Origin of the sequence: Streptomyces sp. enrichment culture, from assembly GCF_964272855.1 — a bacterium.
Classification (GTDB): domain Bacteria; phylum Actinomycetota; class Actinomycetes; order Streptomycetales; family Streptomycetaceae; genus Streptomyces.
Genome location: NZ_OZ186847.1, coordinates 1,870,616 through 1,889,670, shown reverse-complemented (window position 1 = coordinate 1,889,670; position 19,055 = coordinate 1,870,616). Strand labels below are relative to the sequence as shown.

17 protein-coding genes are annotated in these 19,055 nt (G+C 72.2%); 9 read left to right on the top strand and 8 right to left on the bottom strand.

Features of this window, described 5'->3' with window-relative positions; all coding sequences use genetic code 11:
- The first annotated feature begins 193 nt into the window (after positions 1–193).
- The gene (locus tag ACSU6L_RS08145; protein WP_437055015.1) at positions 194–1,012 is read left to right on the top strand and encodes a class I SAM-dependent methyltransferase; all 819 of its coding nucleotides are present in this window, start codon (positions 194–196) and stop codon (positions 1,010–1,012) included.
- Here the strand turns inward: ACSU6L_RS08145 and ACSU6L_RS08140 are convergent.
- Entirely contained in the window at positions 920–1,552 is a 633-nt protein-coding gene (locus ACSU6L_RS08140) for a VOC family protein (RefSeq protein WP_437055013.1), read from the bottom strand. The two genes, ACSU6L_RS08145 and ACSU6L_RS08140, sit on opposite strands and share 93 nt — an antisense overlap.
- Positions 1,553–1,614: 62 nt before the next feature.
- Here ACSU6L_RS08140 and ACSU6L_RS08135 point away from each other — a divergent pair, with 62 nt between their 5' ends.
- Complete coding sequence (locus ACSU6L_RS08135) at positions 1,615–2,274, top strand: hypothetical protein (RefSeq protein WP_437055011.1); 660 nt, start codon at positions 1,615–1,617, stop codon at positions 2,272–2,274.
- 256 nt (positions 2,275–2,530) lie between these two features.
- Entirely contained in the window at positions 2,531–3,184 is a 654-nt protein-coding gene (locus ACSU6L_RS08130) for a ThuA domain-containing protein (RefSeq protein ID WP_437055009.1), read from the top strand.
- A 25-nt stretch (positions 3,185–3,209) separates the two neighbouring features.
- On the opposite strand, the gene ACSU6L_RS08125 is transcribed toward ACSU6L_RS08130, so the two are convergent.
- Positions 3,210–4,253: a LacI family DNA-binding transcriptional regulator gene (locus ACSU6L_RS08125; RefSeq protein ID WP_437055007.1), complete on the bottom strand. Its 1,044-nt coding sequence runs from the start codon at positions 4,251–4,253 to the stop codon at positions 3,210–3,212.
- A 257-nt stretch (positions 4,254–4,510) separates the two neighbouring features.
- The gene (locus tag ACSU6L_RS08120) at positions 4,511–5,524 is read right to left on the bottom strand and encodes a hydroxyacid dehydrogenase (protein WP_437055005.1); all 1,014 of its coding nucleotides are present in this window, start codon (positions 5,522–5,524) and stop codon (positions 4,511–4,513) included.
- Positions 5,525–5,934: 410 nt separating this feature from the next.
- Here ACSU6L_RS08120 and ACSU6L_RS08115 point away from each other — a divergent pair, with 410 nt between their 5' ends.
- A complete protein-coding gene (locus ACSU6L_RS08115) occupies positions 5,935–7,545 on the top strand; it encodes a carboxylesterase/lipase family protein (protein WP_437055003.1) in 1,611 nt (536 codons plus the stop codon).
- 66 nt (positions 7,546–7,611) lie between these two features.
- Here the strand turns inward: ACSU6L_RS08115 and ACSU6L_RS08110 are convergent, their stop codons facing one another.
- Positions 7,612–8,664 (bottom strand): LacI family DNA-binding transcriptional regulator, encoded by a 1,053-nt coding sequence (locus ACSU6L_RS08110; RefSeq protein ID WP_437055001.1) that lies wholly within the window; start codon positions 8,662–8,664, stop codon positions 7,612–7,614.
- A 189-nt stretch (positions 8,665–8,853) separates the two neighbouring features.
- Positions 8,854–9,777, bottom strand: a complete 924-nt coding sequence (gene mmuM / locus ACSU6L_RS08105) for a homocysteine S-methyltransferase (RefSeq protein ID WP_437054999.1) — start codon at positions 9,775–9,777, stop codon at positions 8,854–8,856.
- Between the two features lie 139 nt (positions 9,778–9,916).
- Between mmuM and ACSU6L_RS08100 the strand changes: the two genes are divergently transcribed.
- Together ACSU6L_RS08100 and ACSU6L_RS08095 are read left to right on the top strand one after the other, a co-directional pair.
- On the top strand, positions 9,917–11,023 hold the full coding sequence (locus ACSU6L_RS08100; RefSeq protein ID WP_437054997.1) for an aminoglycoside phosphotransferase: 1,107 nt from the start codon (positions 9,917–9,919) through the stop codon (positions 11,021–11,023).
- 79 nt (positions 11,024–11,102) lie between these two features.
- Entirely contained in the window at positions 11,103–11,963 is an 861-nt protein-coding gene (locus ACSU6L_RS08095) for a GNAT family N-acetyltransferase (protein ID WP_437054995.1), read from the top strand.
- A gap of 82 nt (positions 11,964–12,045) precedes the next feature.
- Here the strand turns inward: ACSU6L_RS08095 and ACSU6L_RS08090 are convergent, their stop codons facing one another.
- Positions 12,046–12,420 carry a hypothetical protein gene (locus tag ACSU6L_RS08090; protein ID WP_437054993.1) on the bottom strand — a complete coding sequence of 125 codons (375 nt, stop codon included), beginning with the start codon at positions 12,418–12,420 and terminating at the stop codon, positions 12,046–12,048.
- Positions 12,421–12,643: 223 nt separating this feature from the next.
- Between ACSU6L_RS08090 and ACSU6L_RS08085 the strand changes: the two genes are divergently transcribed.
- The gene (locus tag ACSU6L_RS08085) at positions 12,644–13,741 is read left to right on the top strand and encodes a glycoside hydrolase family 43 protein (RefSeq protein ID WP_437054991.1); all 1,098 of its coding nucleotides are present in this window, start codon (positions 12,644–12,646) and stop codon (positions 13,739–13,741) included.
- Between the two features lies 1 nt (position 13,742).
- The gene (locus tag ACSU6L_RS08080; protein WP_437054989.1) at positions 13,743–15,155 is read left to right on the top strand and encodes an RICIN domain-containing protein; all 1,413 of its coding nucleotides are present in this window, start codon (positions 13,743–13,745) and stop codon (positions 15,153–15,155) included.
- Positions 15,156–15,181: 26 nt separating this feature from the next.
- Here ACSU6L_RS08080 and ACSU6L_RS08075 read toward each other — a convergent pair whose 3' ends face one another.
- Entirely contained in the window at positions 15,182–16,861 is a 1,680-nt protein-coding gene (locus tag ACSU6L_RS08075) for a rhamnogalacturonan lyase B N-terminal domain-containing protein (RefSeq protein ID WP_437054987.1), read from the bottom strand.
- A 191-nt stretch (positions 16,862–17,052) separates the two neighbouring features.
- On the opposite strand from ACSU6L_RS08075, the gene ACSU6L_RS08070 reads away from it, so the two are divergent.
- Positions 17,053–18,123, top strand: a complete 1,071-nt coding sequence (locus tag ACSU6L_RS08070; protein WP_437054985.1) for a rhamnogalacturonan acetylesterase — start codon at positions 17,053–17,055, stop codon at positions 18,121–18,123.
- Positions 18,124–18,309: 186 nt separating this feature from the next.
- Here the strand turns inward: ACSU6L_RS08070 and ACSU6L_RS08065 are convergent, their stop codons facing one another.
- Positions 18,310–18,924: a DUF3995 domain-containing protein gene (locus ACSU6L_RS08065; RefSeq protein WP_437054983.1), complete on the bottom strand. Its 615-nt coding sequence runs from the start codon at positions 18,922–18,924 to the stop codon at positions 18,310–18,312.
- Positions 18,925–19,055 lie beyond the last annotated feature (131 nt).

The following is a 19,055-nucleotide window of genomic DNA, read 5'->3' as shown; positions in this document are numbered from 1 at the left end:
GCACCTGCATCTCCCCGCAGGAAGCGGGGCGTCTTTCCTTGGACCACCAACGCCTGGCCGGTCACCGGGTGTTCCGGCGGCCTGGCAAGATCGACTATACCCCAGGTACCGCCCGCGCACCAAGTCCAGGGACCGCCGGGGTGAGTCGCACCCCCGGTTGCCGCCGCCGCGGGCGCCCCCTACCGTCACCCGCATGGTCGACCCGCTCTTCGGACACCCCCGGCTCGCCGCGCTCTACGACGTGCTCGACTCCGACCGCGGCGACCTGGACGCCTACCTCGGCGCCGTCGAGGAGTTCGACGCCCGGACCGTGCTCGACATCGGCTGCGGCACCGGTGTCTTCGCGCTGCTCCTCACGGCGCGCGGGGTCGACGTCGTCGGGGTCGACCCCGCCGGAGCCTCCCTGGACGTCGCCCGAGCCAAGCCGGGGGCCGAACGGGTGCGCTGGGTGCACGGCGACGTGACGGCACTCCCGCCGCTGCGGGTCGACCTCGCCACGATGACGGGAAACGTCGCCCAGGCCATCGCCGACCCCGAGGCCTGGCGGCGCACCCTGCGCGGGGCGCACCGGGCGCTGCGGCCCGGCGGGCACCTTGTCCTGGAGACCCGCGATCCGGCACGCCGCGCCTGGGAGGAGTGGACCCGCGACACCAGCCGGCGCGTCACGCACGTACCCGGCGTCGGCGCGGTCGACAACTGGGTCGAGGTGACCGCCGTCGACGGCCCGCTGGTCACCTTCCGCTGGACCTTCGTGTTCGACTCCGACGGGCAGGTGCTGACCTCGGACTCGACCCTGCGGTTCCGTGAACGGGACGAGGTGGCGGCGGACCTGGCCGCGCACGGCTATGTGGTGGAGGACGTCCGGGACGCTCCCGACCGCCCCGGCCGGGAGTTCGTCTTCGTCGCCCGCACGGCCGGCTCAGCCGAAGGTGACGGGTCCGCGCGGGGTGCCGAGGGTGAAGGAGATGCCGACCGGCCCCTCCGCGAGGACCAGGTCGGTGCCCAGGGCTGACAGCAGCGGCCGGATCTCGTCGGGATCGGGAGCCGTGGCCGTCAGCCGCAGCAGGGGACTGGTGGGCAGACCCATGGCCGTGGGATGCCGGGACGCGCCCCAGTCGATGAGGAACGGCACCAGACCGGAGGGGTGCGCGGCGGCGCCGTCGGTCAGCCGCCACTCCAGCAGGGTGCCGTCGGGTGTGCGGCGGCTCATCGCCTGGGCGGGGCCGGGGTCGTAGCCGCGGGCCCGGGCGGACGCGATGGCCGCGTCCAGGTCCGTCGTGCTGATCGCCCAGGTCACCGTGCGCGGCCCGGACAGCGCGTCCACCCCGAAGGGGCGGGGGCCGGACGGGCCGGACTGCTCCGGGTCCGGCCCGATGATCTCCAGATACCCGGCACCGCCCAGGCCGACCAAATGATTACGGGTGCCCAGTCCGACATGCTTACCGCCGACGGCCGGGGTCACCCCGGTCCGCCGGGTGAAGTCGGCCACCGTCGCGGCGAGATCGGGGGTGGCGAGCACGAGATGGTCCAGGTGTGCCGGAATCGTGTTCATCGCCGCCGAGGCTACGCCAACCCCCGCCCCGCTGTGGAACACCTGTGCGGGAGGATGGGCCCATGACTCGTCTGCCGCGCGCCCTGCCGTACGCCTCCCTGCTGCTGCCCGCGCTCCTCCTGACCGGCTGCGGCAAGGAGCGCCAGGCCGCCGACCAGGCCGAAGTCGCCTCGCGGGCACGAGCGTTGGGCATCGCGCCCGAACACGTCTACGCGATCGACGCCGACGGCTTCACCGTGGCCCAGCAGTCCGTCGGTGTGTACGGCGGCGACGGCTTCTCCGCGGTCTACGTCTCCCGGTCCACCGGCGGCCAGATCCAACTCCGCGTCGACCGCACCGAGATGACCCCGAAGACCTGCCCCGATCAGCCCGTCGGCGACGCCTCCGGCGGGCACACGGAATGCCGGAAGGACGGCGACGCCTGGTACCGCAGCGCCGGCGACCAGCGCGAGTACGCCGTCCCCAAGGACGGTCACGTCGTCCGGGTCGGCGGGGGCCCCGGCGTCAGCCGTGACGTCCTGCGCGAGGCGGCGCTCGGCGCGCACCATCCCACTGCGGAGGAACTCGACACTCTGCTGCCGGGGAACGGGGGCGGTGGCGGGAACGGTGGCGGTGGCGGTGGCGAGGGCGGGACCGGTGAGGGCGGCGAACCCGTCGAGCGTGGGGACCTGCCTCCGGTGGGCGACGGGGCGCCGAACAACGATGTGGACGCGGGCGGCTGACCTCACCGCGGGGCCGGAAACGCCGAGAACGGCGAGAACGCCGAGAACGCAGAGTGCGGCGAGAACGCCGAGAACGCAGAGTGCGGTGAGAACGCCGAGAACGCAGAGTGCCGCGAGAACGCAGAGTGCGGCGAGGAGGCCGAGAACGGCGAGAACGGCGAGAGCGGCGAGAGCGGCGCGGAGGCTCAGAGCGCCGAAAGTTTCGCGCCCATCGCATGCCCTGGGACCCCGCGGCGACCCCGCATAGGGTCGCCGCATGGCCCCGCGACTGCTCGTCTTCACCCGCACCACCGCCTACCGCCACGACTCCATCCCGGCCGGCGTCGCCGCCGTACGGGCGCTCGGGCGGTTCGAGGTGGAGCACACCGAGGACCCGGACGCGCTCGACGGGCCGCTGGACGGCTATGCCGCCGTCGTCTTCCTCTCCACCAGCGGCGAGGTCCTGACGCCCACCGGGCGCGAGCGGCTCGCCGCCTACCTGGAGGCGGGCGGCGGGTTCGTCGGCGTGCACGCCGCCGCCTGCACGGAGTACACCTGGCCCTACTACGGGGAGATGCTGGGCGCCTGGTTCGACCGGCACCCCGCCCACCAGCCCGGCAAGGCGCTCGTGGAGGACCGTACGCACCCGGCCACCCGGCATCTGCCCGCCGTCTGGGACTTCACCGACGAGTGGTACGACTTCCGCACCAACCCGCGCGAACACGGGGTGCGCCTGCTGGTGTCCGCCGACGAATCCTCGTACGACGGCGGCGGGATGGGCGCCGACCATCCCCTGGTGTGGTGCCGGAAGCAGGGAGCCGGACGTGTCTTCTACACCGCCTTCGGCCATTCCGCCGAGGCGTACGACGACCCCGGGTTCCGGGAGCATCTGCGCGGCGGCATCGGCTGGGCGGCGCGGCTCGCGGAGTGATCCGGCCGCCGGCTCCGACGGTGGCTCAGCCGCGCGGCGGAGCCGTGCTCGCCCGGAGGACGAGGCGGGTGGAGAGTTCCGTACGGGTGCTCTCGGGGCGCTCGCCGTCCATCATGCGCACCAGCAGCCGCAACGCCGTCGCCGCCATCTCCGCCAGCGGCTGACGGACCGTGGTCAGCGCGGGCGCCGCCCAGCGGGCTTCGGGCAGGTCGTCGAATCCGACCACGCTGACGTCGTCCGGGATACGGAGACCCCGCTCCGCCACCGCCTCGTACACCCCCAGCGCCATCCGGTCCGAGCAGACGAACACGGCCGTCGGCGGCTCCGGCAGATCCAGCAGCTCCGCCATGCGATGCCGGGCGACGACCTCGTCGAACCCGGCGGGCCGCAGGTACTCCGGCCGCTGCGGCAGACCCGCCGAGGCCAGCGCCGAACGGTAACCGGCGAGCCGCGCGCCGCTGCACATCGTGCGGCGGCGGCCGGTGATCACAGCGATCCGCTCGTGCCCCAGGGACAGCAGATGCTCGGTCGCCGTCACCCCGCCCTGCCAGTTCGCCGCGCCCACCGACACCACGCCCGGCGGCGGCTCCAGCACCGGGTCGATCATCACGAACGGGATGCGGTGCTGTTCCAGCCACGCGTACTGCGTCTCGGTCAGCTCGGCCAGGTTGAACAACACCCCGGCCGAGCCGCGCACGGTCAGCTTGTCCAGCCAGCCTCGCTCGGGACGCCCGGCGCGGCTGCGGGCGAGCGCCGCCGAGACCACGACGTCCAGCCCCGCGTCGTGGGCCGCCTCCTCCACGCCGTGCAGCACCGCACCCGACCAGGAACTGTCCAGGGAGTGGACGACGAGGTCCACCATGCCCGGTGACTTGGCCGCGTCGAAGCGGGGTCTGCGCACATAACCGAGCCGGTCCAGCGCCTCGGTGACCCGGCGGCGCGTCTCCGGCGCCACGTCCTCGCGCCCGTTGACCACCTTGGACGCGGTGGGCACGGACACCCCCGCCTCCCGGGCCACCACCGCCAGCGTCGGACCGGCCGTCGCGCTCGCACGTGCCGTTCGGCCCATCGGAAACCACCCCTCCGGCCCGCCCGAGGGCCCTCGAAAGTTGCGACCAGCACCTTGCTCCCGGGTCGTCGCCTCGACCGTATAGAAAGCGCTTCCTACCCTAGGTGTGCGGCAGGGAGTCGTGAAGACACGGGACCGAGAGGAGCGCTGCCGCCTGAACTTTCGAAACCCGAACGCGTCGGAGGAATGGGGGGTGGACGGGGTATGGACGGGTGCGGGCGGGCTGTGAACGGGTGTCGGCGGGTGTGGACGGTGTGTCAGGCGACCCGGATGAGGTCCGCGTGCCGCACCTCGTGGGCCGGCGGCAGCCCCTGCGTCAGGCGCTCCAACTCCTCCACGACGATCCGCCCGAGCCGCTCCAGCTCGTTGCCCAGGGAGCCCGCGATGTGCGGGGTGAGGAAGACGTTGGGGAGGGTGTAGAGGGGGGAATCGGCCGGCAGCGGCTCGGGTTCGGTGACGTCGAGGACCGCGCTCAACCGGCCCGAGACCAGTTCGTCGGTGAGGGCGTCCTGGTCGACGAGGGCGCCCCGGGAGGTGTTGATCAGCACGCCGCCGTCGCGGATCAGGGCGAGACCGGTCCGGTCGACCATGTGATGCGTCTCGGGGATGTCAGGGGCGTGCAGACTGACGATGTCACTGCCGCGCAGCAACTCCTCCAGGGAGACGGCACGAGCGCCGAGCGCGGCGGCCTCGGCGGCGTCCGCGTACGGGTCGTACAGCAGGACCTCGAACTCGTGGGGCCGTAGCAGTTCCAGCAGCCGGCGGCCCACCCGCGAGGCCCCGACGACGCCGACGCGGCGGCCCAGGTTGCCGATGGCGGCGGTCTGTGCGGGCGACGGGAATGCGTGCGTGGTCCGATACCGCTCCCGGTGTCCGAACGCGTCCTTGCCGGCCAGCAGGATCATCGCGAGCGTGTACTCGGCGACCGGGACCGCGTTGCCGGTGACCGCGCTGGAGACGGTCACGCCGTGCTGCCAGAGCGCGTCGCCGACCAGGGAGCGGACCGAGCCGGCGGCGTGCAGCACGGCCCGCAGCCGGGGCACGGCGGCGAGGACGTCCGCGCCGAGGTGGGGGCAGCCCCAGCCGGTGATCAGCACGTCCGCGCCGGCCAGCGCGTCGGCGGCGGCCGGGTCGGTGAAGTCCCGTACGACGAGAGTCGGGTCGAGCTCCGCGGTTCGCCTCAGCCGGGCCAGGAGGGCGTCGGGGAAGAGCCGGGGGACGTGCACCGGATCCATGGCGAACACGGTCCTGGGCAGCTGGGCGCTGGGCATGACTCTCCTGACGGGCGAGGGAGGTGCGAGGAGTGCCTGAGGTGCTGATCGGCTCTGAAAGCGCCTTCTACCGTAGGTGTGCGGCTGAGGGAGGGTCAATCGCGGAATGTCGGCGGTAGGCGGTGTGCGGTATGCGATCGGCGATATGCCGTATTCGCTTCTGCGGTCTGCGGTCTGCGGTCTGCGGTCTGCGGTCTGCGGTCTGCGGTCTGCGGTCTGCGGTCTGCGGTGTGCGGGATGCGGGATGCGGGATGCGGGATGCAGGATGCGTATACGGGATACGTGATGCGGGCAGTCACCCGTCGGCGGCATACCGTATACCGCTCGCTCTGGCCTCCACCGGAATACCTCCCCGCGATGCGATGCTCTGACATGAACGGTGCACGAGCGCTGCGAGGAGCTGGTGGCGGATGGCGGCAGCAGACCGGACAGACCCGACAGGGCCCGTGGTCCACACGCCTCACGGAGCCGTCCGCGGCACGTACGAGCATGGTGTCGCCGTGTTCCGAGGCATGCCCTACGCGGCACCCCCCTTCGGCCCGAACCGCTTCCGGCCACCCCTCCCACCCGAGCCCTGGCACGGAATCCGGGACGCGCTCGCCTTCGGGCCGACCCCGCCGAAACCGCCGTACTCCGACGCCTTCGCGCAGTATCTGTCCGACCCGGTCGTGCCCGGCGACGACTGCCTCAACCTGAACGTGTGGACACCCGAGCCGGGCCCAGGAGCCCGGCTCCCGGTTCTCGTCTGGCTGCACGGCGGGGCCCTGACCAGGGGATCCTCCAGCGTGCCGGTGTACGACGGCCGCACTTTCGCCCGCGACGGCGTCGTCTTCGTGTCGATCAACTACCGGCTCGGCGTTGAGGGCTACGGATTGTTCCCGGACGCCCCCGCCAATCCCGGCTTGCGCGACCAGCTCGCCGCCTTGCACTGGGTGCGCGAGGCGATCGCGGCCTTCGGCGGCGACCCGGACGCCGTCACCCTGGCCGGCCAGTCGGCAGGCGCCATCAGCATCGGAGCCCTGATCGCCGCCCCGCAGGCCCAGGGCCTGTTCCGGCGGGCCGTACTGCAGAGCGGGGCGCCGGAGGCCTCCGACCGGGACAAGGTGCGGCGCATGGTGCGCCGGATGGCCACCCGGCTGAAGGTGCCCGCGACCGCCGAGGCCTTCGCCGCCGTCGACCGAGAGCTGCTGCTGCGCGCCCAGGCCGAGGTCGGCCGTCTCAGCAGCCCCGTCCTGGGCGGCCCCGCCTTCGGCATCGTCGTCGACGGCGACCTCGTACCCCGTGACCCGCTGGAGGCCCTGATCGACGGCGAGGCCGCGGCGGGCGCCGAACTGCTCATGGGCTGGACCCGCGACGAGTACCGCCTGTGGCTGGTCCCCGGCGGGCTGCTGGAACGCGTCGACCGGCTCGGCCCGGTCGCCCTCGCCGGCGCCATGGCCCGCTGCCACGCCGGCCATGAGGTGCCGCGCGGTTACCGTGCCCTGCACCCCGGGGCCGGGCCCGCCGAGATCGTCGGCCAGATGGTCACGGACCATCTGCTGCGGCGCCCGCTGCACCGCCTCGCCGACGCCCGCCCCGGCTCGTCGTACGTCTACGAGTTCGCCTGGCCGTCACAGCGGCCCGGCCTCGGCGCCTGCCACGCCCTGGAGCTGGGCTTCGTCTTCGACAGCGGTGAGGTGCCCGAGTCGGCCAAGCTGGCCGGCGAGGGCGCCCCGCAGGAGCTGGCCGACGCCATGCACGCCGCGTGGGTACGGTTCACCGTCGACGGAAGCCCCGGCTGGGAGGCCTGGGACACCGCACACCCCGTACGGATCTTCGGCGACGGTGAACCGCATACCGTATACGGTCCACGGGATCCCCAACTCGCCCTGTGGACCGTCGACCCCGCCGCCACGCCTCCGGATTCGGAATCAGCACCCGCACCGGCCCCGGCCGACGGTTCGCCCACTCGAGGCACGAGCACGCAACCGCGGTCGGTGGCACGTCTCCTCCGTCGGCCCGGCGGCGTCCGACGGCACTGATCACCGACACACCGCCCATCAGCGGCTCCGGGAACGTAGGGCGAGCCGACTTGTCCGCCCGCAGGCTCAGCCGACCGCAGCCACCGAATCCCGCACCACCACGTGCGTACCGAGCAGCAGATGCTCGTCGGGGGCGTCCGGGGTGCGGCCGAGTGCGGTGCGGACGGCGAGCCGGCCCAGCTCCTCGTAGGGCACGCGGACCGTGGTGAGCGCCGGATGCAGATCGCGGGCGAAGGGGATGTCGTCGTAGCCGGCCAGCGATACGTCGCGGGGTACGTCGAGGCCCGCCTCGTGCAGTGCCGTGAGCGCGCCCGCGGCGACCGTGTCGGTGGCGGCCACCACGGCGGTGAACTCCAGCCCGTCCGCGAGAGCGCGGCGCATCAGGCGGTGGCCCGAGTCGCGGGTGAAGTCGCCGTGCAGCAGCAGCGCCGGATCCGGCTCGACGGCGCGCGCCCGATGGGCGGCGAGGTAGCCGCGTTCGCGGCCCAGGGCCGTCGTGTGGTCCGGCTTGCCGCCGAGGAAGAGGATCCGCCGGTGCCCCTGGGCGAGGACGTGCGCGACCAGGGCGTGGGCGCCGCCCTCGTTGTCGTACTCGACGACCGTCACCGGCGCCCCCGCCCCGAGCGGCGGCCGGCCGCACAGCACCAGCCGGGAACCCGCCGACGCCAGCGAGTCCGCCATCCGGCGGGTGCGCTCCCGGTGCGCGGGGCTGTCCGCGCCGCCACCGACCAGGATCACGGCGGCCGCGCGCTGGGCCCGCATCATCTCCACGAAGTCCAGCTCGTGCCGCACGTCGCCCTCCGTGCTGCACACCAGGCACAGATGTCCGTGCCGGGCGGCCTCCCGCTCCACCCCGTGCGCCATGTGCGCGGACGTCGGGCCGGTGATGTCCTCCAGTACGAACGCCAGGGACGGCGTACCCGCACCGGCGACCGCTCTGGCGCGGGCGTCGGCGACGTAGTCAAGGTCGCGCACCGCCCGCAGTACGCGCGTACGCGTCGAAGAGCTGACCGGATACTCGCCGCCCAGCACCCGGGACACCGTCGACGCGGACACCCCGGCCCGCGTCGCGACGTCCCGGATCGTGCTGCGGCCGGCGTCGCCGCTCTTCCTCGTCATACCCGCTCGCCCCTTCCGCCGGGCCCGGCAGCGGCCTCCGGGGACCTGCGGGAACGCGTAGAAACCGGTTCCCGACCTTCCCGGTGCGTGGAGGCTAGCAGCGTGTGACGGAGTCGAGGAGGCGGCGCGGAGGTTGTGCGGAGGCCGCGCGGGGGCGCCGGAGTCAGGCGGGGGAGCGGTGCGCGAGGCTCACGCCGTCCGCAGCGCGTCCGCGATCGACGCGATGGCCCGCGGACCCACCCGGCAGCAGCCGCCGATCAGCCGCGCCCCGCCCGCCCGCCAGCCCTCGACCTGCGCGGCGGTGAAGGTGGAGCGGCCCTTCCAGGCACGGGCCCCGGCGTCCCACGCCTCCCCGCTGTTCGGATAGACGACCACCGGCTTGCCGGTCACCCGGGCCGCCGTCGCCACCGCCGTGTCGACATCCTGCGGGGCGCAGCAGTTGACGCCCACCGCGATCACCTCGTCCACGTCGGCGGCGAGCGCGAACGCCTCCTCCAGCGGCTGGCCGGCACGCGTCCGTCCACCGTCGACGGTATACGACATCCAGGCCGGCACCCCGAGCCCGCGCACCGCCCGCAGCAGCGCCGCAGCCTCGTCGGCGTCCGGCACCGTCTCCAGCGCGAGCACGTCCGGCGCGGCGGCGGCCAGCACCTCCAGGCGCGGCCGGTGGAAGCGCTCCAGTTCGTCGACCGAGAGCCCGTAACGACCCCGGTACTCCGACCCGTCCGCGAGCATCGCCCCGTACGGCCCGACCGACGCCGCCACCCACAACGGCCGGCCGGCGCCCCCGGCGCGCGCCCGCCGGGCCGCCTCTCGCGCCGACTCCACACTCGACGCGATCAGTCCGGCCGCCCGCTCCCGCCCGATGCCGCGCTTGGCGAACCCCTCGAAGGTGGCCTGATAGCTGGCGGTGATGGCCACGTCGGCGCCGGCTTCGAAGTAGGCCAGGTGCGCCTCGACGACCGCTTCGGGCCGCTCGGCGAGCAGCCGCGCCGACCACAGCTCGTCGCTCAGATCGTGCCCCGCGGACTCCAGCTGGTTGGACATGCCTCCGTCCAGCACGACCGTTCCGGCGGCGAGGGCGTCCGCGAGCGCGGGGGTATCGCTGGTCATGCCACGACGCTAGTCGATGAGGCGGGTAGGAGAGGCCCGCGGCCGCACGAGGCGGATCCGCACGGAGCGGAGCCGCACGGAGCGGAGAGAGATCCCCGGAGCCGACCGGAGCCCGAGCAAGCGCCACTAACCTGGCCGCATGCTCGTTGCCTCCCCGGACACCGAAGCGCGCGAGATCCTCGGCGGCGCCGGCCGGCCCGTCCTCGAACCCCTGGTGCACAACCCGAAGAACGGCGTGACGGCAGGCGTCTGGCGGGTCCGCCGCGGTGAGCGTACGGCCGTACTCAAGGTGCTGACCTGCCGCAAGGAGGCCGACGGCCGCTGGGCCGCCTCCGACGACCCCCGGCACTGGAACTACTGGCGCCGCGAGGCCCACGTCTACGACTCGGGCCTCGCCCGGCACTGGCAGCCGTACGGCATCCGCGCACCCCGCCTCCTGGCGCGCGTCGACCGGCCGGACGGCGACATCGCGCTGTGGCTGGAGGACGTTCCCGGCGAACCGGCCACCGCCTGGCCGCTCGCCCGGCACATCGAGCACGCCCGTCGGCTGGGCGCCGCACACGGAGCCGGTGAGCCCGCCTGCCGGCCGTGGCTGAGCCGCCGCTTCCTGCGCCAGTACGTCAGCGCCAACACCCTCGGCCAGGAACTGCTCGACGACGCCGCGGCCTGGGCGCAGCCGCTGGTCCGCGACCACTTCCCGCCGGGGCTGCGTACCGCCATGGTCCGTCTGCGCCACGACCGCGAGTGGTTCCTGCACATCATGGAGTCCCTGCCCCGCACGTTCGCCCATCTCGACATGTGGCCCGCGAACGTCCGCTCCTCGGGCCCGGACAGCGTGGCCTTCGACTGGGCGTTCCCAGGTGACGGCGCACTCGGCGAAGACCTCGGCAACTATCTGCCCGACTCGGTCTTCGACCTGTTCGTCCCCGCCGACCGCCTGCCCGAGTACGCGACGGCGGCCTACGAGGCGTATCTGCACGGCCTGCGCGAGACCGGGTGGCGTGGCGACGAACGGCTCGTCCGGCTGGGGGTGTGCGCCTCGGCGGTGAAGTACGACTGGCTCACCGCGCTGATGCTGGCCCGCGCGGGCGAGGAACAACTGGACTACGGCGGTGCCGGTACGGTCTCGCCCGAACTCCGCTACCGCGAGCGCGGCAAGGCTCTCGCGTTCCTGGCCGGCTGGGCCGCCGAGGCCCGGACCCTCGCACCCCTACTGGGCTTTCCGGAGGCGCCGAGCGGACGCTGAGCGGGCCGGACATCGGCCACCGGGCGAGGCCGGAACCCCCGTCCTTCCCCACAGCCGACTCCACCAGGGACCATGGAGCATGCGCCCGGCAGACTGGCAACTCACCGAAGACATCGACGACTTCCTCGCCCGAGCCGGAGACTTCCTGCGCTCGCGCCCCGTCCTGCACACCATGCCGCTGACGGTGACCGAGAAGCTGCGCACACTGGGGGCTGCCGCGTACGGCACTCCAGGCCCCGTGTTCGGCAGGCTGGAACGGGCGGGCGAGGTCGCCGCCATCTTCTACCGGTTCCCGTCCCGAGGGCTGAGCGTCACCGCTCTCACGCCCGGGCAGGCCGACGCCCTCGCCGCTCACCTGCTCGACCTGGGGCACTCCCTTCCGTTCGTCGGCGCGGACCACAGCACCGCCGCCGCTTTCGCCGAGGCCTGGCAGCGGCGCACGGGCGCGACGCCGACGCTCCGAGTCCGGCTCCACCTGTACCGGCTCGGCCCGCTCACCCCGCCGGAGCCGTTCCCCGAGGGCGGGGGCCGGCTCGTCGGGGAGCGGGACCACGAACACCTCATGCGCTGGTGCCGTGAGTTCGCCGCGGACGTCGGGGAGGCCGTGACCATCGACGCCGCCTCCTGGGCCGGTACCCGCTTCGCCGAGAAGAGCTACACCTTCTGGGAGACCCCGGACGGCACGCCCGTCGCCATGGCGGGCGTGAACCCGATGGTCGCCGGCCAAGCCCGGGTGGATCCTGTATACACCCCGCCCCACCTGCGCGGACGCGGCTACGCGGGCGCCGTGACGACCGAGGTCAGCCGGGCCGCGCTGGACGCGGGCGCCAAGGAGGTCGTGCTGTTCACGAACGCGGCCAACCCCACCAGCAACGCCCTCTACCAGCGCGTCGGATACCGCCGGGTCACCGACTTCGCCGTCTACGACTTCGCAGGCTAGAACCTCGCGGGCCAAGACTTCGCGGGCCAAGACATCGCCCGGTAAGTCTCCACGGACTCGGAGGCCTGCCGGCAGGCGGCCGTCAGAAGGGGGGCCACTGCGAACCGGGGGGCGGGGCCGGATTGATCCGTCCGCCGTCCCGCATCTCCTCCGGCCAGCGCCGGTCGATGACGGTCGCGGTCTCCTTGCAGGCCTGACAGGCGTGCGGCGCTTCCGGCAGCCACCAGTACGGGCTGGCGGTCAGGCCGTCGTGGGCGATGCCGCACAGGGTCGTACCGAAGTGTCCGTAGGCGTGGGCGACGGCTTCCGGCAGCTCGGGTCCCTCCGCCCGTTCCCAGCGCCGGCTCAGGGGCTCGTACTGCGGACGTGAGACCTCGTGCGGGTGGTGTCCCAGGTCGGTCCAGGCGTAGCACCAGCCGCAGAACCACCGCTCCCTCAGCGGCGGCTCCCATCGCATCCGCGGCTCCGGCACCGGCTCCCGCCGCATTTCGTGTCCGCACACGTCACAGGTCACGGGCCGACCCTCTCACGGGGGCCGGTCACGAGGCGACCCGCTCACGGTGCGGCCACCTGCCCCACCGGACCCGTTGACCTGTCCCCAACGCGCCCATACCTTGTGCGCGTTCGGAATAGCAGATGGTATCCGAAATTTCGAATCGAAGCATCGAGAGGCAGTCTGCATGAGCCGCGCCGACGACCGTCCCCTCACTCCCCACCACCCCCACCGCCGACTCGTCCTGAAGGGCGCCGCCCTCGCCGCGGGCGCCCTGGCCGCCGCCCCCGCCGGGGCGTCGGCGGCTCCGTCCACCACATCCCCCAAGGCAGCCCCGTACGTGAACCCCCTGGTCCTCAACCGCGCCGACCCGCACATCAACCGGCACACCGACGGCTTCTACTACTTCACCGCCACCGCCCCCGAGTACGACCGGATCGTCCTGCGCCGCTCCCGCACGCTCAACGGCCTGTCCACGGCCGCCGAGTCCGTCATCTGGCGGGCGCACCCCTCCGGTGACATGGGCGCGCACATCTGGGCGCCGGAACTGCACCGGGTGGACGGCAAGTGGTACATCTACTTCGCCGCCGCGCCGAAGGAGGATGTCTGGCAGATCCGGATCTGGGTGCTGGAGAACGCCCACCCGAACCCGCTGCGCGGCACCTGGGTCGAGAAGGGCCGGATCAAGACCGCCTGGGAGACCTTCTCCCTGGACGCCACCACCTTCACCCACCGCGGCACCCGCTACCTCGCCTGGGCCCAGCACGAGCCCGGTATGGGCAACAACACCGCGCTGTGGCTGTCGGAGATGGCCGACCCGTTGACGCTGACCGGCCCGCAAGTGCGGCTGTCCACACCCGAACTGGACTGGGAGTGCGTCGGCTTCAAGGTCAACGAGGGCCCCTGCGTCCTCCAGCGCAACGGCCGCGTCTTCATGACCTACTCCGCCAGCGCCACGGACCACAACTACTGCGTCGGCCTCCTGACCGCCGACGCCGGCAGCGACCTCATGGACCCCGCCAGCTGGGCGAAGTCACCGGTCCCCGTCTTCACCAGCAATGACTCCACCAAGCAGTACGGGCCCGGCCACAACTGCTTCACCGTCGCCGAGGACGGCCGCACCGACGTCCTCGTCTACCACGCCCGCCAGTACAAGGAGATCGTCGGCGATCCGCTGAACGACCCCAACCGGCACACCCGGATCCAGAAGCTCGGCTGGAAGCCGGACGGCACCCCGGACTTCGGCATCCCGGTCGCCGACACCCCCGCACGGGCGGAGGACTGAGATGAGACGCGTGTACGCCGTCCTCCTCGCCGTCTGCCTGAGCCTGATCGGCGCCCTCGCCACCGCCGGCCCCGCCCGGGCCGCACCCCAGGTGATCAGCAACGGCACACAGTTCACCGACATCTCCGGGAACCCCGTGCACGCCCACGGCGGCGGCATCGTCAAGGTCGGCTCCTACTACTACTGGTTCGGCGAGCACCGCAACGCCGACAACACCTTCCGCTACGTCGACGCCTACCGCTCCACCGACCTGAAGAACTGGGAGTTCCGCAACCACGTGCTGACCCAGTCCACCCACCCCGAGCTGGCCGTCGCCAACATCGAACGCCCGAAGGTGATGTACAACGTCGCCACCGGCAAGTTCGTGATGTGGATGCACAAGGAGAACGGCTCCGACTACGGCGAGGCCCGCGCCGCCGTCGCCGTCTCCGACACCGTCGACGGCGACTACACCTGGCAGGGCAGCTTCCGCCCGCTCGGGCAGCACATGTCCCGGGACATCACCGTCTTCGTGGACACCGACGGCACCGGCTACATGGTCTCCGCGGCCCGCGAGAACTACGACCTGCACATCTACCGGCTCACCGCCGACTACACCGGCGTCGCGAGCCTGGTCGCCAACCCGTGGCCGGGCGGCCACCGCGAGGCACCCGCCCTCTTCAAGCGGGGCGGCGTCTACTTCATGCTCACCTCGGGCGCGACCGGCTGGAACCCCAACCAGCAGCAGTACGCCACGGCCACCAGCCTCACCGGCCCATGGTCGTCGATGACCAATGTGGGGGATACGACCGCCTACGGATCGCAGACTGCATACGTTCTACCGTTGCAGGGATCCACGGCCACGTCCTACCTCTACCTCGGCGACCGCTGGGGCAACTCCTTCGGCGGCACGGTCGGCGACTCCCGCTATGTCTGGCTCCCCCTGACCTTCCCGACCGCCACCTCGATGTCGATGTCCTGGACCCCGGAGGTCACCGTCGACACGGCCGCCGGAACGGTCACGGGAACCGGCGCCGCCTACCAGACGCTCGTCGCCCGGCATTCCGGCCGGTGCGCGGACGTCACCAGCCAGTCCCAGTGGGCCGGCGCGCAGATCAAGCAGTACGACTGCAACGGCGGCAACAACCAGAAGTACTGGTTCAGGTCCGTCGGTGGTGGCTACTACCAGTTGGCCGCCCGGCACAGCTCCCTGTGCGTGCAGGAGAACGCGAGCACGGTCACCCAGGAGAACTGCGCCGGCTCGGCGACGAGCCAGCAGTGGTCGCTGACCACCACCGGCTCCTACGTCACCGTCAGGTCCCGCGCGACGGGCGAATGCCTCGACGTGAACGGCGGGTCCACCGCCAACGGCGCCGCGATCATCACGTACGCCTGCAACGGCGGCACCAACCAGCAGTGGACGCGCGGCAACTGACGTGACCGGTGCTGCCCCGGCGAAGGTCAGGCGAGCAGGTCGATCGCGTCGATCGCCGTGCCGGCACTGAGATAGGAGGTGGTCCCCGAACCGCTCACCACGTTGATCCTCAGCGTGTTGTACTGGCCGGTGTCCGTGAGCCAGGCACTCGCCGGGACGCTGTAGGTGAACGTGTGGTTGTTCCCCCGGTACGAGCCGTTGGTCAGCGACCGGGTGTTCGGCTGGGTGGGCGGTGAGGGGATCGCCGACGTCCAGGTGTCGTTGACCACGACCTGCGGACGGCCGTTGGCGTAGGCCGTCGTCACCCCGATGCGCAGGGTGTGTGCGGCGGCGGCCTGGGCGGCGGTCAGCCGGAAGTGGACGACGATGCCGCTGTTGACGTCCTTCCAGAGGTAGCAGGGGAAGGCCGAGGTCTCCGTGCCGCTGCCGATGACGACGTTGCCGGTCCACGGGGCCGCCCGGACGTCCGAGGGATGCGCGTACGTCATCAGGTCCGCGTTCTTGAAGCCCTTCGGCGTGCCGGTCCAGTCGCCGATGCGCCAGATGACGCTCGCGTTGGCGGGGTCGTTCGTCGACGGTATGGCGATGGTGTTGAGGGTGGTCGTCGATCCTGCGGACACCGTCACTTGTGTACTGTATACAGCCAACTCGTCTTTGTAGACAGTCAGCGTGTACGCCCCCGGCAGTACACCGGCGACGGAGAAGTAGCCGTCCGAGGCCCGCGCCGCTCCCCAGTACTGCGCCGTCGCGTTGGCGAGCCCCACCGTGTACGCATGCGCGGTGTTCCGGCCCTTGATCCCGACGCCGGCCACCCGCCCCCGGCCGCTCGTCCCGACATACCCGGGCATACCGAGCGAATCCGCCCACGGGGTGGTGAGCGTGCCCGGGAACAGCGAGGCGGAGGGCGCGCCGCCGTCCGTGAGGGCGATGACGTACGGGCCCTGAAGACCGAAGCGCTGGGCCTCGGTCTGGTTCTGGCCGTAGTACAGGATCTCGTACAGGCCGCCGCCGTCGGCGCTCTGGTGCCGCAGCAGGGAGCGGTAGAACGGTCCGCCGGACGCCTTCTCGTGGTTGCTGCGTACGATCCACAGGCCCGCGCCGCCGCCGGTCCAGCCGACGTAGTCGTAGTCCATGACCCGCAGCTTCGAGTAGTGCTTGGAGCGGGTCTGGCCGTCGGACTTGGCGAACACGTCCGAGGCCTCGATGGCGGTCGGTGCGTAGGTGTACGAGTCGGGCTCGTCGTTGAGGAAGAGGCCCGCCTTGACGCGCAGGATGAAGCGGGTCGCCGAGACGGAGTCGTCGGCCTTGTCGGTCCACAGGTAGATGTTGTTCTCGCCGCTGCGGGCCGCGTAGTAGTGCCGCAGCGTGCCGTACGCGACCGAGATCAGGATGGTCGAGCCGGACTGCCGGATCGTCACCGTGGAGCTGCCGAGGCCGGACTCGATGTGCGAGTTCTTGCCGCCGTAGCCCTGGTACTCGGTGCCCCGGTAGACCAGCGAGGTCAGATCGCCGTTGGACTTGCTGACTTTGAAGACCAGTTGGGCGCCGGTGTCGACGACGTAGTTCGCGCCGTCGTCGCTCCAGCCGAAGGCCGCGGCGGCCGCGGAGCCGGCCAGCGGGCCGCCGAGGGCCGCCGTGCCGGCGGCGGCCGCGGCGCCGAGGACCAGGCTGCGGCGTCCGACCGGTCGGTTCGCGGATCCGGGCATGGGGGTGCCTCCTTCGGGAGGTGAGGGGGGTGCGGGTGACTGGCAGGGTGACAGTTGAATCGTTTTCGCGAAAGAGCTTTCACGCAGTCGAAGCTGAGAGTTGTGTAAAAACTGCCTGAGGGCTAGAAAGCGCTTGCCGGGCGCGATACGGTCCACCGCCAGACCCGTCGTCCGTGATCGAGGAGCCGGAAGTGAGACGTTTCAGCATCGCCGCGCTGGTGGTGGCGACCCTGGGGACCGTACTGTCCGCGGTGCCCGCCCACGCGGGGAGCGCCCAGGCCGGGAACGCCGAGGTCCCCACCGCGTCGTCGCTCGGACCGGAGAACTGCACCGCCGACGCCTGCCACTTCGACGTCCCGCCCGGCACGTACGACGTGAAGGTCCTCCTCGGCGGCGACACGGCGTCCAGCACTCGCATCGGCGGCGAGACCCGGCGCGCCCTGCTCCCCGAGACCGCCGCCCCGGCCGGAGAACGCGTCGCCCGCACCTTCACGGTGAACGTCCGCACCCCCGAGGGTGAGCCCACCGGACCGGCCGGCACGCCGGGCCTCGACCTCGTCATCGGCGGCGCGGCCCCCGCCCTCGCCGACATCCGTGTCACCCCCGCGCGGCACACCCGGCAGATCTTCCTTGTCGGCGACTCCACGGTCTGCGACCAGCCCGGCGACCCGTACACCGGCTGGGGCCAGCAACTGCCGCAGTACCTGCGCAAGGGCCTGTCCGTCGCCAACTACGCCGACTCCGGCGAAAGCACGGTCAGCTTCCTGCGGAACCCGCAGCTCTGGGCCACCGTCCAGCCGCAGATCCGGCGCGGCGACCTGGTCCTGATCCAGCTCGCCCACAACGACAAGACGACCGACGAGACCAGCTACCGGGCCAACCTCGAAGCGCTGGTGGCCGGTGTCCGCGAGAAGGGCGGTGAGCCAGTGCTCGTCACCCCGATCGTGCGCCGCTGGTTCAACGCCGACGGCACCCTGAACAACAACACCGCCCTGCTCGTCAACGGCCTCGGCGTCGACCACCCGGCCGTCCTCCGCTCCGTCGCCACGGCCGAGGGGGTGCCGCTGATCGACCTCACGGCGAAGACGAAGGCGGTCGTGGAATCGCTGGGCGTCGAGGCGTCCAAGGCGCTGTACCTCTACAACGAGAAGCGCGACAACACCCACACCTCCGTACACGGCGCCACGATGTACGCGGAGCTGGTGCGCGATGAGCTCCTCGCCCAGCATCTGGTACCGCGCGGCCTGGTCCGCGCGGGATGAGCCCCTGGGGCGCCCCGACCGGAACCGGGGCGCCCCAGGTCAGTGTCCGCCCGAGGAAGTCCCAGTCCCGTCCATGCGGCGGTCGGCAGGGCCGGGGTGGCCGCGCATGGCCGGGGGCGTGGGGGCGTGGGGGCGTGGGGGTGTGGGGCGTGGGGGTGTGTGGGCGCGGGAGCGCAGGGCGTTGGGTCAACCGACCCCGGCAGCCGTTGCCGCCACTGACAGGACCAGGGCGGCGAGCGCGCCCACAGCGCCATGGAGCCGCAGCTTTCGCCGGTCGTCGCGGGGACGGACGTACAGCGCGGTGGCCCCGGCGAAGGCCAGACCGCCGACGATGAACCACGGCCCCCAGAGGCAGAGGTACCAGTCGGTCAGGGCGGCCAGATCCGGTTCGACGGCGCGCGCTCCCGCCTCGACCAGCACACCGTGCACGACGAAGAGGCCACCGTGCCAGGTGAGCAGGGCCGCCGCGCCACCGCCGCAGAACACCAGGAGCCGGCTGATCCGCGAACCCCGCGGTCGCGTCAGGCCGAAGCCGACCAGCGCCCCGAAGAGCTTCAGCAGGCCGGTGACCACCAGGACGGCGACGAACCACGGCACTCCGTCGCGAGCCAGCTTCACCAGCGACGGCGACACCGTCGACCGCGCGCCGAAGGTACTGCCCGTCGCCCAGACGAAACTGGGTACCGCGAACGAGACCCCCCACGCCACAGCGGCGTATGCAGGCCACTTGCTCAGGTGGTGACGGACGGCACCGCGCGGGACGTGAGGCACCGTGTCGTCCGGAGAACGCGTGATCGACATGACTCGACCATCTTCCGAACCGCGCCGACGTACGTCATCCGCACGAACGATCCGCCTCCCCCGAGGGAGCTACCGAGAACTGCCCGTCACCGCTGTAGGCAGGGCTTGGGCCGCCTGGGACGTAGGGGGCG

Bases quoted from the DNA above. Each gene is read 5' to 3' on its own strand.
- ACSU6L_RS08135 (WP_437055011.1), top strand. From the start codon at position 1,615: ATGACTCGTCTGCCGCGCGCCCTGCCGTACGCCTCCCTGCTGCTGCCC.
- ACSU6L_RS08115 (WP_437055003.1), top strand. From the start codon at position 5,935: ATGGCGGCAGCAGACCGGACAGACCCGACAGGGCCCGTGGTCCACACG.
- ACSU6L_RS08075 (WP_437054987.1), bottom strand. From the start codon at position 16,861: ATGCCCGGATCCGCGAACCGACCGGTCGGACGCCGCAGCCTGGTCCTC.
- ACSU6L_RS08090 (WP_437054993.1), bottom strand. From the start codon at position 12,420: ATGCGATGGGAGCCGCCGCTGAGGGAGCGGTGGTTCTGCGGCTGGTGC.
- ACSU6L_RS08085 (WP_437054991.1), top strand. From the start codon at position 12,644: ATGAGCCGCGCCGACGACCGTCCCCTCACTCCCCACCACCCCCACCGC.
- ACSU6L_RS08080 (WP_437054989.1), top strand. From the start codon at position 13,743: ATGAGACGCGTGTACGCCGTCCTCCTCGCCGTCTGCCTGAGCCTGATC.
- ACSU6L_RS08125 (WP_437055007.1), bottom strand. From the start codon at position 4,253: ATGGGCCGAACGGCACGTGCGAGCGCGACGGCCGGTCCGACGCTGGCG.
- ACSU6L_RS08065 (WP_437054983.1), bottom strand. From the start codon at position 18,924: ATGTCGATCACGCGTTCTCCGGACGACACGGTGCCTCACGTCCCGCGC.
- ACSU6L_RS08130 (WP_437055009.1), top strand. From the start codon at position 2,531: ATGGCCCCGCGACTGCTCGTCTTCACCCGCACCACCGCCTACCGCCAC.
- mmuM (WP_437054999.1), bottom strand. From the start codon at position 9,777: ATGACCAGCGATACCCCCGCGCTCGCGGACGCCCTCGCCGCCGGAACG.
- ACSU6L_RS08145 (WP_437055015.1), top strand. From the start codon at position 194: ATGGTCGACCCGCTCTTCGGACACCCCCGGCTCGCCGCGCTCTACGAC.
- ACSU6L_RS08095 (WP_437054995.1), top strand. From the start codon at position 11,103: ATGCGCCCGGCAGACTGGCAACTCACCGAAGACATCGACGACTTCCTC.
- ACSU6L_RS08120 (WP_437055005.1), bottom strand. From the start codon at position 5,524: ATGCCCAGCGCCCAGCTGCCCAGGACCGTGTTCGCCATGGATCCGGTG.
- ACSU6L_RS08100 (WP_437054997.1), top strand. From the start codon at position 9,917: ATGCTCGTTGCCTCCCCGGACACCGAAGCGCGCGAGATCCTCGGCGGC.
- ACSU6L_RS08110 (WP_437055001.1), bottom strand. From the start codon at position 8,664: ATGACGAGGAAGAGCGGCGACGCCGGCCGCAGCACGATCCGGGACGTC.
- ACSU6L_RS08140 (WP_437055013.1), bottom strand. From the start codon at position 1,552: ATGAACACGATTCCGGCACACCTGGACCATCTCGTGCTCGCCACCCCC.